The organism is Terrabacter sp. 05T424, from assembly GCF_056396225.1.
Genome location: NZ_JBFTLB010000007.1, coordinates 332,342 through 346,303, shown reverse-complemented (window position 1 = coordinate 346,303; position 13,962 = coordinate 332,342). Strand labels below are relative to the sequence as shown.

The following is a 13,962-nucleotide window of genomic DNA, read 5'->3' as shown; positions in this document are numbered from 1 at the left end:
CTCAGGCCTCCATGCTCTGGTCGCCCGGAGCCGAGGCGTCGGGGCGCGGTCGGACGGTGCGGCGCTCGATGCGCTTCTCGGCGGCCTGCTCGGGGGAGAGCGGCAGGACGCGCTGGACGAAGATGCCCGGCAGGTGGATCTGGTCGGGGTCGAGCTCGCCGGGCTCGACGAGCTCCTCGACCTCGGCCACGGTGACGCGTCCGGCCATGGCGCAGAGGGGGTTGAAGTTGCGGGCCGACTGGTTGAAGACGAGGTTGCCGTGGCGGTCGCCCTTCGCCGCGCGCACGAGGCCGAAGTCGGTGGTGATGGCCTGCTCGAGCACGAAGGTCCGGGTCTCGCCCATCCACTCGAAGTCCTGGGTCTGCTTCGGGGGCGAGGCAACCGCGATGGCGCCGGCGTCGTCGTAGCGCCAGGGCAGCCCGCCCTCGGCGATCTGGGTGCCGACGCCGGTCATGGTGAAGAAGGCGCCGATGCCCGAGCCTCCGGCGCGCAGGCGCTCGGCCAGCGTGCCCTGCGGGGTCAGCTCGACCTCGAGCTCGCCGGAGAGGTACTGCCGCTCGAACTCCTTGTTCTCGCCGACGTACGAGCTGACCATCCGTCGGATCCGCTTGTCGCGCAGCAGGATCCCGAGGCCCCAGTCGTCGACGCCGCAGTTGTTCGAAACGGCCTCGAGGTCGCTGATCCCGGCCTCGTGGATCGCTGCGATGAGAACGGAGGGGATGCCACAGAGGCCGAAACCGCCGACTGACAGCGACATTCCGTCACTGATGCCGGCGATGGCCTCCTGGGGAGAGGAGACGACTTTGTCCATGCGTCGGACTCTATCCGCGCTGCCCTGCGCCGGTGCCGTGGGGTCGCCCCACAGGGCCGGCGGACCTGTGGCCCCAGCACACGTGAGCCGGGTCACGACAGCTGCATCGACCTCACCCTCGGGCCTGTTGACATTGGCCACGGAAATGACATCGGTGTGATTTCCTCGGCGCCGAAAAGAACAGGGATGTAATTCGGCCAACCAACTTGTGAGGCGTGTGACTGGAGTGTCTAAATGGTGCGGGAGTTGTTGATTCCGCCTCCATTTCCCTTACGACAAGAGGTTCTCCATGGCCCTGCGCAGACGCCCGCTGGGCCTCGTCCTCGCCCTCCCGGCCCTGACCGTGCCGATGGCCGCAACGCCCGCGGCGGCCGTGCAAGCGCCTCCCACCCGCCCGCTCCCGATCGGTCTGGACGTGTACGTGCCCTACCAGGGCCAGACGGTCTGTGACCCCGTTGCGCGCCCCGGCGTCCTGGCCTTCGCGCACCTGATGACCTCCCACTACGGGATGGGCTCGACCGGCCTCATCGGCCGCACCTGTGGCAGCGGTCCGTCCGAGCACTACGACGGCCGAGCCTGGGACTGGATGCTCAACGTCAACAACCCGGCCCAGGAGGCGGTCGCCCAGTCGGTGCTCAACTGGCTGACGGCCCCCGACGCCAACGGGGTCGAGGGCGCCATGGCCCGGCGCTTCGGGATCATGTACATCATCCACAACCGGAAGATGTGGCGCGCCTATGCGACCGAGCGCGGCTGGGCGCCCTACTCCGGGGTCTCGCCGCACACCGACCACATCCACTTCAGCTTCAACTACGACGGGGCGGCCGGCCGCACGTCGTGGTGGACCGGCGTACCGACCCACAGCTACCTCACCACGCTGCCGCGGGCCGGGACGTCCCTCCCGACGACGCCGGCCACCCCCGCCACCCCCGCCACCCCGCCGGCACCGGCACCGACGACCCCCGTGCCGACCACCCCGGTATCGCTCTCCAACGGCATGCGCTCGGAGGCCGTGCGCCAGCTGCAGGCGCGGCTCGGCAACCTGCCGACGACCGGTTTCTTCGGCGACCAGACCAAGGCGAGGGTCATCGCGTACCAGACGTTCGTCGGACTGCCCCGGACCGGCGTCGCCGACCTGCACACGCAGGAGCTGCTGGCGACGCGAGGCTGGAAGAGCGCCACCGCCGCCTACCCGACCCTGTCGTTCGGCATGACCTCCACCGCCGTGCGCACCCTCCAGGGCAAGCTCGGCTCACTGCCCACCACGGGCTACTACGGCACCCTGACGCGCGCGAGAGTCACGGCCTACCAGAAGTACGCCGGCCTGCCACAGACCGGAGTCGCCGACCCGGTCACGCAGGCGAGGCTCTGGGTGCGCGGCTGGACCGGCGCCGCTGCAGCGACCGCGACGCCCGGCAGCACGGGCACGACCACCTACCCGACGCTGAGGTTCGGCACGACCTCCGCAGCCGTCCGCGTGCTGCAGACCCGGCTGGGTGCGCTACCCGTCACCGGCTACTTCGGCCCCCTCACCCGAGCGAGGGTCACGGCCTACCAGACGTTCGCCGGCCTGCCGCAGACGGGCGTGGCCGACGCGCGCACGCAGCAGGCGCTCTTCACGCACGGCTGGTCGGCGACGGCGCGCCCGGTCGCGCTGACCGAGCCGACTACAGCGGCAGCACCCACCTTCGCCACTGCCGAGCTGCGCACCACCCGCACCACCTCTGGGAGGGACACCGCCATGACCGCCTACGCCAGCACGTCGTCGAAGGCCAGTCCCGCGATCGCGAGGGTCGACGTCGCGACCAGCTACACCGCGTACAAGAGCCTCACGCTCGCGACCGGGTCCCGTGGCGCCGCGGTGCGGGTGCTGCAGCGCGCGCTCGGAGGCCTGGCGGTCGACGGCGTCTTCGGCTCGGTCACGCGCGGCAAGGTGGCCTCGCTCCAGCGTTCGCTCGCGCTGCCGCAGACCGGCGTCGTGACGCCCGAGCTGTGGGACGTGCTCGAGGCGCGTGACTTCCCGTTCGTCGCGGACCGCTCGACCGTGCTGCGCGCCGGCGACACCGGGCCTCAGGTCGTCGCCGTGCAGCGCCTGCTCGGGGTGGACCAGACCGGGGTCTTCGACCTCGCCACGCGTGAGGCCGTCAAGTCGGCGCAGGCACGCGCCGGCCTGGCCAGCACCGGGGTCGTCGCGTCGCGCACGTGGTCGCTCTTCGACCGGTTGTCTGCGTAGTCCCTTGCGGCTCAGGCGTCCTCGCGGGCGTCGTGGGTGACGCCCTCCGAGGCGAAACGGTCGGACAGGTCGTCACGCGAGCCGCGCACCAGCACGACCGACCCGTCGGCCGACCACGCCGCGAGGCTCTGGCGGAGCACCCGCTCGAGCGCGCCGCCGACCACGACGCGTGGCGCCCCACCCCAGGACGGGTCACCCACGACGACGTCGCCGTATGCCGTCTCGCGCGGTCGCGAGCCCGGGCCCACCAGTGCGACGTCGCCCGGCTCGGGGTCGGCCATGGGGGAGAAGAGGTCGCCGTGCGTCGACAGCTCGCGCGCCTCGTCGACGGCGCCAGGCGCGGTGGCCGCCTCGGGGTGGCTGCGGGCGAGGGCGGGGAGCGCCACGAGCACCGTGTCGCCCCCGTGCCCGCCCGCAGCCGTCGGTGACCCGGTKACGAGGACGTCGGCGCCGGCAGCCTCGTCGCCGACCACGACGGTCGCGCCGACCGACCACGCCGCGAGGGCCCAGTAGAGCGAGCGCCAGTGCGCGGGGAGGTCGATGCCGACAGTGGTGCCGGGGCCGGCGGCGGCGTCGTCCTGGAGCAGGTTCGCGGCCTTGGAGACCCAGTTGGCCAGGACGCGGGCGCTCAGCTCGATGCGTTCGCCCGCGGTGGGACCCGGCTCGTCGTCGTACCACGTCAGGCGGGGCCGGCCGGGGTCGGCCGCGAGCATCCGGGCCAGCACGTCGGCCGGCAGCAGGGGAGCCGTCATCAGCTGTTCTTCGCGCCCTCGACCGTGGTGCCGGCCGGCGCCTCGGTCAGCGGCTCGTCGTCCTTGAGCGACCTGAAGAGCGCCTTCGCCCGTTCTGTGTCCCACTTGATGGCGAGCGCGCCGCCGCTGGTGCGGTAGGAGAGGTCGGAGGTCGGCACCGTCAGCGACAGGCCCTGGTCGTTGCTCACGGAGCGCATCGCCTGCAGCACGCGGACCGCGTCCATGATGCCGGTCTCGCGACCGACGGCCAGGCCGGCGGCCGAGGCGTCGGCGAAGCTCTTGTAGCGCCAGGGGATGAGGATCGTCGACGGCGTGGCCGCCTTCTTCATCAGCGCACCGAGGAACTGGCGCTGCCGGGCGGCGCGGCCGATGTCACCGAGGGGGTCCTCGTGGCGGGAGCGGACGTAGCCGAGGGCGTTGCCGCCGTCGAGGGTCTGGCACCCCTTCTTGAGGTCGATCCCGGCGAGCTTGTCCTTCATGTCGCGTGCCACGCAGAGGTCGACGCCGCCGATGCTGTCGACGACGCCAGCGAAGCCGCCGAGGCCGATCTCGATGTAGCCGTCGACGTGGATGCCGGTGACCTGCTCGACGGTGTTCGTCAGCAGCTTCGGACCACCGAAGGCGTACGCCGCGTTGATCTTGTTGGAGCCGTGTCCCGGGATGGGCACGTAGGAGTCGCGCGGCAGCGAGACCATGACCGGCTTGCCGCCGCTCTCGGAGACGTGCACGAGCATGATCGTGTCGGTGCGGTTGCCCTCGGCGCTGCCCGTCGCGTACTTCTTCTTCTGCGCCTGGGTGAGGCCCTCACGGCTGTCGGACCCGACGAGGAGGTAGTTGTAGCCGGACGTGTCGGTGGGCCGATCGCCCGACGGGATGTTGTCGACCTTGTTGACCGCGCCCCACGCCTGCATGGGCACCCACACGAGGAAGCCGACCCAGGCGAGGAGCAGCACGAGCAGCACGACGAGGGCGATGCGGCCTCTGCGCCAGCGGTAGCGCGGCCCGCGGCCGCGTGCCGGACCACCCGTGTCGTCGTGGCGCTCGTCGCGACGGCCGTCGCCGGCGTCGCGTCGCGGCGGCGCGGAGATGCCGCCGCCTCCGGCGCTCTTGACGCGTCGCCGGGTGTCGACGGTGTAGGAGTCGTCGCGCGCCGGGCGGCGGGGAGTGGTCGGATCAGTCGGCATCGGCTGCCTTCACGCTCGGGGTCGGGGGAACGTCGCCGGTCAGTGTGTCAGGAGTTCCTGTCGAACCACCGTGTGCCGACACGGGCCGTGCCTCGTCGAGGGCGATGCGGCGGGCCAGGCGCGTGTAGCGGGTCTCCATCGCCCGGAACCGCTTGTAGGTCGTCACGACGAAGCCGAGGAAGGCGACGACGAGGCCGTAGAGGATGAGGTCGGCTCCACGGCCGATCCCCAGCGCGTTGGCGAGGTTGGTCCACGTCTTGCTCGGGTCGATGATCGAGTAGATGACGAGGCCGAGCAGGAAGAGCAGCCCCAGCCGGCGGAGGGCCTGGGTGCGCTGCCCCGAGCCGATGAGCAGCCGCCAGGCGATGACGAGCACCGCTGCGATGAGCAGGATCTGGATGACGCTCTGCCGGCTCATCGCCAGATCAGCTCCGCGAGGATGTTGACGGCGTTCCAGAGCGACTGGCCCTTGGCCCTGGAGTAGTCGGTGTAGAGGATGTGCACGGGTTCCTCCGCATAGGCGACCCGGGCGCCGTCGAAGCGCATCGAGCCGATCTGGGCGACGATCTCGGAGGCGTGGGCCATCCGGTTCTGGGTGATGTCGAGACGCTCGACGACGTCGCGGCTCAGCACGCGCAGACCGTTGTGGGCATCGGTCAGGCGGGTCCCGGTCGTCAGGTTGGTGTAGGCCACCGCCGCGCGCAGGACGAGCTTCTTGAGGGCGGAGGCGTCGGTGCGCTCGTCGAGGAACCGCGAGCCGAAGACCACGCCGACGTCGCCCTGGCGGATGCGGTCGAGCATGACCTCGACGTCGTGCAGCTGGTGCTGGCCGTCGGCGTCGTAGGTGACCACGTAGCGCATCGCCGGGTCGCCCAGGGCGTACTCGAAGCCGGTCTGCAAGGCGGCGCCTTGGCCGAGGTTGACCGGGTGCCGCACGACCGCGGCGCCCGCCTGCTCGGCGCGGTCGGCCGACGCGTCGCGGGAACCGTCGTCGACGCAGACGATCTTGGGGAAGACGGCGCGGGCCTCGCCCAGGACCTCGGCGATGACGGCGGCCTCGTCGTAGAGCGGCACCACCAGCCACACGTCCTCGTTCTGCATGCGTCCAGCCTAGAGCGGTCGGCGTGCCCCGCCCGACACGCGACGTGGCCGTGGGAGCACGCCGAAGCGCGTACGCGTGGAACTAGAGTCGGGGGACCATGACGGACGCGTTGTCACAGGGCTCCCAGCCGGGGGCCAGCCAGGCTTCGGACGAGGCGGCAGGAACGACGGGGTCGGCTGCGCTGCGCATCGCGATCGTCGGCCCCAGCCACCCGCACAAGGGTGGGGTCGCCGCCCACACGACGATGCTCGCGCACCACCTGGCCGACGCCGGCCACGACGTGACGCTCGTGTCGTGGGCGCACCTCTACCCCTCCAAGCTGCACCATGCCGACGCCACCGTGCCCGACGGCGTGCCCGAGGTGCCGCCGTTCCCGCGCACGATCCGGGCGCTCAGCTGGGCGAGGCCCGACACGTGGGTGCGGGCGGGTCGCCGGCTGCGTGACGTCGACGCGATCCTCGTCGTGCACGTCATGCCAGCCGTGGTCCCTGCGCACCTGGCCCTGCTGCGGGCGGCCGGGGCGGTGCCCGGCGCGGCCCGTCCGCGGCCGCAGTCGGTCGTCGTGTGCCACAACGTGCTGCCGCACGAGGCGCACGCCGGTGACGCGCGCCTGATGTCGCTGCTCTTCGCCCGCGTCGACTCGGTGCTGGTGCACAGCACCGACCAGGCCCGGGTGGCCCATGACCTCGGCGCCCGCCGGGTGTCGGTCGCCGACCTCCCCCCGCACCTGCCCGGCGGCGACCCGATCTCGCGCGACCCGCGCACCGGCCCCACCCGGCTGCTCGCCCTCGGCCTGATCCGCGAGTACAAGGGCATCGACGTGCTGCTTCGCGCGATGCGCACGGTGCCGGAGGTGACCCTCACGATCGCGGGCGAGATCTGGGGCGCCAACCGCGGCGTCATCGGGCGGCTCGCCTCGGACCCGGCGCTCGCGGGCCGGGTCGAGATCCGCGACGGCTACGTCCCGGCCGACGCCCTGGCCTCGCTGCTCGCCGACCACGACGTGCTCGCCCTGCCGTACCGCTCGGCGACGGCCTCGCAGAACGTCATCCTCGGGCACGCCCACGGGCTCCCGGTGCTCGCCTCCGACATCTCGCCCTTCTCGCAGCAGGTCGACGACGGCGTCAACGGTCTGCTCGTGCCGCCGGAGGACGAACGGGCGCTCGCGGGCGCCTTGCGTCGCCTCGGCGACCCCGAGGTGCGCCGGCGGCTCGCAGAGGGCGTGCAGACGCCCGACCTCTCCGGTCCGTGGGCACACTACCTCGGCACGGTCGAGGCGTTGTCGTTCGACGAGAGCGTCCTGCTCGCCGAGCCGGGGCCGTATGCCGTCGCGCCGGGAGAGCCCGACCGCAGGGCGGGCGACCCGCCGGACGACGAGACCGACGACCTCGAGGACGTCGACGAGCCCGACGAGCCCGACGAGCCCGACGAGACCAGGGCCAGGGCCACGGGCGGCTCCTCGACGGCCCGGCGAGCCGCTGTCCGCGTCGGCGCCCGGGCCGCCGGTCTCGTGCGACGCGTCCGGCACACCGCCTCCCGGGCCGTGGTCGCCCGTCGACCCCTCGTGGGGCTGCGGCCCGACGACCTGCCCGACTGGGTGCTCGCCACCGACGTGCTGGGCGAGCCCGACGAGGCCGACGACGCCCGCCGCCTCGCCCGCCTGCTCGGGCTGCCGCGCTCGCTCGACAGCGTCTCCGCGTGGGCGGCGCTCGGTGCTCTCGCGGCGATCGTCAGGGTGCGTGACGACGGACGCCGCAGCGCCGTCATCGTCGACGAGGGCGGCACCCGGTCCCTGCTGTCCCGTTGGGCACGGGCCGTGGGGTTCGCCCCGGTCGAGATCGACTTCACCGGCACCCACCCCAGCGTCGCCGCGCTCGACGTCGACACCGGCTCGCTCGACGTCATCGTGCGGATCCACCCCGACGGCTGCGACGGTGGCGACGTCGACCACGTGCTCGAGCAGGCCTCCTGGGCGCTGCGCTCGGGTGGACTGCTCGTCGTGACGATCCCGATCGGGCCGCGCGCGGCCGAGGGAGCGGTCGGGCCGGCCGACGTGCGCGGCATCCTGGCGCGCGCCCACGACCTCGGCTTCGTGCTCATCGGCGACCTCGACGGAGACGTCAACGCCCGCATGCGCGACGCCGCGGCGCGCGCCCGGGCCGACGACGCGGCATACGGCCTCGTGCGCCTGACCCTGCGTCGGCGCTGAGCGACCTGCAGACACTGCGATGATGGTGGCGACATGACCCGACAGAAGATCCTCACCGTCCTGCGTGTCGGCATCGCCGTCATCACCCTCGCCGCCGTCGTCTACGCCGTCGTGCGCAACTGGGCCGACATGTCGGTCCACCTCGACAAGATCTCGTGGTCGACCTTCGCCTGGTCGACCCTCGCGGCCGGAGTCGGCACGTGGCTGACGATGATCGGCTGGAAGACCCTGCTGCGCGACCTCGGCTCCGACCTGCACCTGGCGCCCGCGTCAGGCGTCTACTTCGTCGGCCAGCTCGGCAAGTACCTCCCCGGCTCGCTGTGGTCGGTGCTCGTGCAGGCCGACATGGCGAGCGCGCTCAAGGTGCCGCGCCGGCGCACGGCGGTCACGGGCCTGCTCGCCCTTGGCCTCGCGCTGGCCACGGGCTTCCTCGTCGGGCTGCCAGCCGCGTCCTACCTGCTGACGCGTGCGTCCACGGGGTTCGACTGGTGGCTGCTCCTCGGCATCCCGATCCTCGTGGTGCTCTGCGTGCCGCGGCTGCTCAACGCCCTCATCGCCCGGATGCTGAGGACGCTGCGACGAGATCCGCTCGAGCACGACCTGTCGGGAGGCGCCGTGCTGCGCGCCGTCGTGATCTTCGTCCTGGTCTGGGTCGCCTTCGGCGTCCACACGCTGCTGCTCGCGCGGGCGGTGGCCGGAGACGGTGCGCACCCCGACCTCACGACGGCGGCGATGACCGGCTACGCCCTGTCGGTCTCACTCGGCATGCTCACGGTCGTGCTCCCCGCGGGGCTGGGCGCCCGTGAGGGCCTGCTGACGCTGATCCTCTCGACGGCGATCCCGACGCCCGCGGCGGCCGCCGTCGCGATCATGTCGCGCTTCATCGTCACCGTGGTCGACGTGCTCGCCGCCCTCGGCGGCTGGCTGTACGCCCGGTCGCACCACCTGCTCCGCGCGCGCCAGACGGAGACCGAGCAGGTCGACGACCTGTCGGTGTGAGGGCGTGCGTCAGACGCGCTCGAGCACGAAGACGGGGATGAGCCGGTCGGTCTTGGTCTGGTACTCGGCGTAGGGCGGGTAGGCCGCGACGCACCGCTCCCACCACTGCTCGCGCTCCTCGCCGGACAGCTCGCGGGCCCGGGCCGCCCACGTCTCGGTGCCGGCCTGGAGGTCGATGTCGGGGTGGGCCTGCAGGTTGCGGTACCACTTCGGGTGCTCGGGCGCCCCACCCTTGCTCGCGACCGCGGCGAAGTCGCCGTCGTGCTCGACCCGCATGAGCGGCACCTTGCGCACCTTCCCGCTCTTCTTGCCGCGCATGGTCAGCAGCACGACGGGGAGGTTCATGATGTGCACGGAGTCGGTGGTGCCGGTGCGCTCGATCTCCTCGACCTGTTTGCGCACCCAGTCGCTCGGGCTCGGGGCGTAGTCGCCGGTGATGGTCATGCGTGCGACAACCAAATCCCCGGCCTGGCTGTTCCCGGGTGGGGGTACGCCGCAGGCCCCCGGTCGGTGACAGGGGGCCTGCGGGGGACGCCAGAGGCCGAGCGTCAGGCGGCACCGGGCTCGGGAGCCGAGCTCCACGGGTGCGTCTTGACGAAGCCCTCGACGACGGCCGTGTTGAGGCCGCCGCACAGCTGGCGGTGGCCCTTCTGGTTCGAGATCTTGCCGCTCGCCTGGTCGAAGTCGGCCGACCAGTGCGACAGGGCGTACTTCTTGCCCGCGGGGAACGCGCCGTAGGCCGGGTCCCAGGGGCTGATGATGAACTTGTTCGCCGACTCCTTCATCGCGTTGATCCGGGTGGCGAGAGCCTCGAAGGTCGCGGCCTGCTCCTTCTCGACCGAGCGGTCGTACCAGAGGATCGTGTAGCCGTGCTCGAGGTTGTGCACGAGCGTCTCGATCTTGGGGGCGTCGGCCACCGTGTAGACACGGCGCTTGTCGACGGCCGGGACGGCGAAGTGCTGGCCGCTCGACGGCGGCACGGTGGAGTACTGGATCTTCGTCACGCCGGCCTGGTTGGTGCCCGGCCCGACGTGGTCGCTGGAGCCACTGGCGGCGTCGTCGGTGACCGGGTCGCAGGAGGCCGCGGCGACGTCGCCGCTGATGCTCTGGAGGGCCTCTGCCTTCTTGTTCTGCTCGCCGACGATCGCCCAGGCGACGGCGCCGCCGATGATGGCGATCACGGCGATGCAGGCGCCGATCACGACGAACAGCCGGCGGCGCTCCGACTTCTTCTGGGCTGCCTGCATCTGGGCGACGCGTTCGCGGCGGTCTCGGCTCGTCTCGCGGGCCATCGTTCCTCTTCCTGTGGGGCTCTCGGTCTGCTGGCCTGGGGCCAGCCGGCGCGGGGCCGGGGTCGGGCGGTGCAGGAGTGAGTTGCGGGTGCCGACGGGCCGTGTGTCGTGCCGGTGTCGTCGCGTTCAACGACCGAGCCGAGTGTAGGCGAGGATGTTGTGGTGACCGCACCCGTGACCGCACCCGTCACCCGAGCCTGGCGCAGCGAGCGTGAGATCTCCCTGCGCGGCCAGCTCGGTGCGTTCCGTCGCGGGGGCGGCGACCCGACGTCGCGCTTCGGCCGCGAGGGCTCGGCGACGCGGGCCGTCCAGACGCCGCAGGGAGTGGGGACCCTGCACCTCGTGTGCCGTCCCGGCGACTCCGAGGTCCAGGCCCGGGCCTGGGGTCCGGGCGGGCCCTGGCTGCTCGAGTCGGTGCCGGCCCTTCTCGGCGAGGAGGACGACCCGTCCGGGTTCGTGCCGCACCACGAGCTCGTCGCGCAGGCGTGGCGCCGGTTCCCGCACTGGCGGGTGCCGCGCTCGGGCCTGGTCTTCGACGCGCTGGCTCCCGCCGTCATCGAGCAGAAGGTCACCGGGCAGGAGGCCTTCGCCGGCTACCGGGCCCTCGTGCTGCGGTTCGGCGAGGTGGCGCCGGGCCCGTTCCCGGGGCTGATGGCTCCGCCGACGCCGGCCGGCTGGGCGGCGATCCCGTCGTGGGCGTGGCTGCAGGCATCGGTCGACGGGGCGCGCTCCCGCACCGTCGTCCGGGCCGCCGGGTATGCCGGCCGGCTCGAGGAGGGCGCGCGCACCTCGGTCGCCGAGGCGCACCGGCGCCTCCGTGCCCTGCCGGGCATCGGCGTCTGGACGTGCGCCGAGGTGGCCCAGCGTGCGCTCGGCGACCCCGACTCGGTCTCGTTCGGCGACTACCACGTGGCCAAGGACATCGGCTGGGCCCTCACCGGCTCGCCGGTCGACGACGACGGTCTCGCCGAGCTCCTCGAGCCCTACCGCGGGCACCGCTACCGCGTGCAGCAGCTGCTCGGGATGGCCGGTCGCCACCGGCCACGGCGCGGGCCGCGGATGGCTCCGCGCACCCACCTGCCGACGCGCACCCGCTGAGGCTGCCGGCATACGCCCCCGGACGTGCGAAGACCCGGCACCCCCCAGAGGTGCCGGGCCGTCCGCAGTCAGGCGAACCGGGACCGGTGGCTCACCTGCGGTAGGAGACGACGACGCTCGGGCGCGGGAAACCGTCGGTGTGCGGCCACGTGCTCGACGGCGTCTCGAACGTGGCGCCGTCCGTCTCGCCGGGGTGCTGGACCGCGGTGAAGACGGACAGCTGGTCGTCGGTCACGAGCGGGCCGCAGGTCTCGGCGCCGAACGGCACGGTGAGGAACTGCTGGACCCTGCCGCGGTGGGGGCCGGCGACGGGCACGCGGAAGAGGCCGTCGTTGGAGCCGAGCACGTTGCCGTCCGTCGAGATCCACAGGTTGCCGACGCCGTCGAACGCGACGTTGTCGGGGCAGCTGATCGGGCTGACCTTCGCCTTGTCGTAGCCGGCGAAGTACGTCTCGGGGGCCTCGGGATCGCCGCAGACGAGGAAGAGATCCCACGTGAACGTCGTTGCGGTGTGGTCGTCCCGGCGCTCGCTGAGCTCGAGCACGTAGCCGTTGCGGTTGCCCGACTTGCTCGTGAGCGGGGCGCCGAGGGCCGACCGGACCAGGCTCGAGGCGAGCGGGTTCGTCTCGTCCGTCGGGTACTTCACGCCGCGGTCGGAGTTGTTCGTCAGGGCGGCGTAGATCTTGCCGTTGACCGGGTTGGGCTCGACGTCCTCGGGGCGGTCCATCTTCGTGGGGCCGACGGTGTCGGCGGCGAGGCGCGTGTTGACGAGCACCTCGGCCACGCTCATTCCGGGGACGAACGACGTCGTGTCGGACGTGAGGGCCACCCACGTGCCGGCGCCGTCGAACTCGCCGTCGGCGGTGCCGTCGCCGGTGAACTTCGCGACGTAGAGCGTGCCCTTGGTGAGCAGCGTCTTGTTGTGCGAGCGGGCCGAACGGGACTCACCCTTGCGGAAGCGGTCCGCCGAGACGAACTTGTAGAGGTAGTCGCCGCGCTCGTCGTCGCCCATGTACGCCACGGCGTGGCCGCCCTTGGAGATGGTGACGTTGGCGCCCTCGTGCTTGAAGCGGCCGAGCATCGTCTGCTTGACCGGCGTCGAGTCGGGCTCGAACGGGTCGATCTCGACGACCCAACCGAAGCGGTATGCCTCGTGCGGGTGCTTGGCGAGGTCGAAGCGCTCGTCGACGGTCGACCAGCCGCGGTTCGTGGCGGCCGCGGTGGCGAGACCGTAGCGCTTGAAGGAGGTCGCGTTCGCCGGGTCCACCGCGCCGGAGGCGTCGAAGTAGCCGTTGAAGTTCTCCTCGCCCGACAGGACGGTGCCCCAGGGGGTCGTGCCGCCGGCGCAGTTGCCCAAGGTGCCGTTGACCCGGGTGCCGGTCGGGTCGGCCGCCGTGCGGAGCAGCTCGTGCCCGGCGGCCGGGCCGTGGAAGGCGAACTCGGTGTGCACGGTGATGCGGCGGTTGTGGCGTGCCTTGCGGTGGTCCGAGCGGATCCACGAGCCCTTGGCGCGCCCCCGCTCGATGGTGACGACGGCCATGCCGTGCGCGGCCATCGCGATCTTCTTGATCCTGGCGTCGTCGTACTCGCCGGTGGGAAACATGAGGTTCTCGTCCGTGTACTCGTGGTTCGTCACGAGCAGGGCGCTGCGGCCGCTGAGCGGGAGCACACCGACGTAGTCGTTGTTGTAGCCGAACTGCGTTGCCTGGGCCTCCGGCGTCTGGGCGTGCACGTCGAAGCGCGGTGCGCACGCCTCGACCGGGTCACCCCAGCGGATGACGACGTTGTGCGTGAACTCGGGCGCGTTGGTGATCGCGTCGGCGCGGTTCGGGGCGACCGGCGTGAAGGCGGCGCGACCGACGTGGCGCGACCGGGCTGCCGAGCCGCCGGCGGCGGCTGCCACGCCCTGGGCGGCAGTGCCCTGCGCGGCGGCAGCCGGGGTCGCGGCCGCGGTGAGACCGCCGACGACGAGGGCGCCGGCGCCGATGCCGCCCTTGATGATCGAGCGGCGGCCGAGGGCACCCTCGACGAGGTCGCGCATGGCGGGGTTCTCGGACTCGTTGGGCACGGGAGCGTCGCACGCGTCGTTGCAGCGGTAGTGACACGTCATGCGGCTGCGCGAACCGTGGCGCGGCGTCGCGACCAGGGGGAGAAGCCTGGGGGTCATGTGAGTGCTCCTTCAGCAGGTGGGTCGAGGGACGCGGGTTCGGCACCGCGTCGACCGCTCGTGACGCTAGGCGTGTCCGGGGCGCCCGCCGGTGCTGCTCCGGTGGCCATCCGGT

General features: G+C 72.3%; 12 protein-coding genes. 4 read left to right on the top strand and 8 right to left on the bottom strand.

Going from position 1 to position 13,962, the window contains the following annotated elements:
* Nucleotide 1: 1 nt before the first annotated feature.
* Complete coding sequence (locus AC1DE0_RS16190) at nt 2–811, bottom strand: CoA transferase subunit A (RefSeq protein WP_478102390.1); 810 nt, start codon at nt 809–811, stop codon at nt 2–4.
* A 289-nt stretch (nt 812–1,100) separates the two neighbouring features.
* Between AC1DE0_RS16190 and AC1DE0_RS16185 the strand changes: the two genes are divergently transcribed.
* Nucleotides 1,101–3,044, top strand: a complete 1,944-nt coding sequence (locus AC1DE0_RS16185; RefSeq protein WP_478102388.1) for a peptidoglycan-binding domain-containing protein — start codon at nt 1,101–1,103, stop codon at nt 3,042–3,044.
* Between the two features lie 11 nt (nt 3,045–3,055).
* Here the strand turns inward: AC1DE0_RS16185 and AC1DE0_RS16180 are convergent, their stop codons facing one another.
* Genes AC1DE0_RS16180 through AC1DE0_RS16165 form a run of 4 tightly spaced genes read right to left on the bottom strand, consistent with a single transcriptional unit; the run spans nt 3,056 to nt 6,081 of the window.
* Nucleotides 3,056–3,796 carry a TIGR03089 family protein gene (locus tag AC1DE0_RS16180; RefSeq protein WP_478102387.1) on the bottom strand — a complete coding sequence of 247 codons (741 nt, stop codon included), beginning with the start codon at nt 3,794–3,796 and terminating at the stop codon, nt 3,056–3,058.
* Nucleotides 3,796–4,980 (bottom strand): LCP family protein, encoded by a 1,185-nt coding sequence (locus AC1DE0_RS16175; protein WP_478102385.1) that lies wholly within the window; start codon nt 4,978–4,980, stop codon nt 3,796–3,798. Before AC1DE0_RS16175 ends, AC1DE0_RS16180 begins: the two co-directional genes overlap by 1 nt.
* Nucleotides 4,970–5,398: a DUF2304 family protein gene (locus AC1DE0_RS16170; protein ID WP_478102383.1), complete on the bottom strand. Its 429-nt coding sequence runs from the start codon at nt 5,396–5,398 to the stop codon at nt 4,970–4,972. The genes AC1DE0_RS16175 and AC1DE0_RS16170 overlap by 11 nt, the downstream gene beginning before the upstream one ends.
* The gene (locus AC1DE0_RS16165) at nt 5,395–6,081 is read right to left on the bottom strand and encodes a glycosyltransferase family 2 protein (protein WP_478102382.1); all 687 of its coding nucleotides are present in this window, start codon (nt 6,079–6,081) and stop codon (nt 5,395–5,397) included. The genes AC1DE0_RS16170 and AC1DE0_RS16165 overlap by 4 nt, the downstream gene beginning before the upstream one ends.
* Before the next feature lie 98 nt (nt 6,082–6,179).
* Between AC1DE0_RS16165 and AC1DE0_RS16160 the strand changes: the two genes are divergently transcribed.
* The gene (locus tag AC1DE0_RS16160) at nt 6,180–8,291 is read left to right on the top strand and encodes a glycosyltransferase (protein WP_478102380.1); all 2,112 of its coding nucleotides are present in this window, start codon (nt 6,180–6,182) and stop codon (nt 8,289–8,291) included.
* A 33-nt stretch (nt 8,292–8,324) separates the two neighbouring features.
* On the top strand, nt 8,325–9,290 hold the full coding sequence (locus tag AC1DE0_RS16155) for a lysylphosphatidylglycerol synthase domain-containing protein (protein ID WP_478102378.1): 966 nt from the start codon (nt 8,325–8,327) through the stop codon (nt 9,288–9,290).
* Between the two features lie 9 nt (nt 9,291–9,299).
* Here AC1DE0_RS16155 and AC1DE0_RS16150 read toward each other — a convergent pair whose 3' ends face one another.
* Both AC1DE0_RS16150 and AC1DE0_RS16145 read right to left on the bottom strand, forming a co-directional pair.
* Nucleotides 9,300–9,734 carry a nitroreductase family deazaflavin-dependent oxidoreductase gene (locus AC1DE0_RS16150; protein WP_478102376.1) on the bottom strand — a complete coding sequence of 145 codons (435 nt, stop codon included), beginning with the start codon at nt 9,732–9,734 and terminating at the stop codon, nt 9,300–9,302.
* Nucleotides 9,735–9,838: 104 nt separating this feature from the next.
* Nucleotides 9,839–10,582 carry a DUF3105 domain-containing protein gene (locus AC1DE0_RS16145; RefSeq protein WP_478102374.1) on the bottom strand — a complete coding sequence of 248 codons (744 nt, stop codon included), beginning with the start codon at nt 10,580–10,582 and terminating at the stop codon, nt 9,839–9,841.
* Between the two features lie 162 nt (nt 10,583–10,744).
* On the opposite strand from AC1DE0_RS16145, the gene AC1DE0_RS16140 reads away from it, so the two are divergent.
* Nucleotides 10,745–11,680 carry a DNA-3-methyladenine glycosylase family protein gene (locus tag AC1DE0_RS16140; RefSeq protein WP_478102372.1) on the top strand — a complete coding sequence of 312 codons (936 nt, stop codon included), beginning with the start codon at nt 10,745–10,747 and terminating at the stop codon, nt 11,678–11,680.
* A gap of 91 nt (nt 11,681–11,771) precedes the next feature.
* Here AC1DE0_RS16140 and AC1DE0_RS16135 read toward each other — a convergent pair whose 3' ends face one another.
* Nucleotides 11,772–13,847 carry a PhoX family protein gene (locus tag AC1DE0_RS16135; RefSeq protein ID WP_478102370.1) on the bottom strand — a complete coding sequence of 692 codons (2,076 nt, stop codon included), beginning with the start codon at nt 13,845–13,847 and terminating at the stop codon, nt 11,772–11,774.
* Nucleotides 13,848–13,962: the final 115 nt, after the last annotated feature.

Excerpts from the sequence above, each read along its gene's own strand:
- AC1DE0_RS16185 (WP_478102388.1), top strand. The coding sequence starts at position 1,101 with ATGGCCCTGCGCAGACGCCCGCTGGGCCTCGTCCTCGCCCTCCCGGCC.
- AC1DE0_RS16175 (WP_478102385.1), bottom strand. The coding sequence starts at position 4,980 with ATGCCGACTGATCCGACCACTCCCCGCCGCCCGGCGCGCGACGACTCC.
- AC1DE0_RS16170 (WP_478102383.1), bottom strand. The coding sequence starts at position 5,398 with ATGAGCCGGCAGAGCGTCATCCAGATCCTGCTCATCGCAGCGGTGCTC.
- AC1DE0_RS16190 (WP_478102390.1), bottom strand. The coding sequence starts at position 811 with ATGGACAAAGTCGTCTCCTCTCCCCAGGAGGCCATCGCCGGCATCAGT.
- AC1DE0_RS16155 (WP_478102378.1), top strand. The coding sequence starts at position 8,325 with ATGACCCGACAGAAGATCCTCACCGTCCTGCGTGTCGGCATCGCCGTC.
- AC1DE0_RS16165 (WP_478102382.1), bottom strand. The coding sequence starts at position 6,081 with ATGCAGAACGAGGACGTGTGGCTGGTGGTGCCGCTCTACGACGAGGCC.
- AC1DE0_RS16150 (WP_478102376.1), bottom strand. The coding sequence starts at position 9,734 with ATGACCATCACCGGCGACTACGCCCCGAGCCCGAGCGACTGGGTGCGC.
- AC1DE0_RS16145 (WP_478102374.1), bottom strand. The coding sequence starts at position 10,582 with ATGGCCCGCGAGACGAGCCGAGACCGCCGCGAACGCGTCGCCCAGATG.
- AC1DE0_RS16135 (WP_478102370.1), bottom strand. The coding sequence starts at position 13,847 with ATGACCCCCAGGCTTCTCCCCCTGGTCGCGACGCCGCGCCACGGTTCG.
- AC1DE0_RS16160 (WP_478102380.1), top strand. The coding sequence starts at position 6,180 with ATGACGGACGCGTTGTCACAGGGCTCCCAGCCGGGGGCCAGCCAGGCT.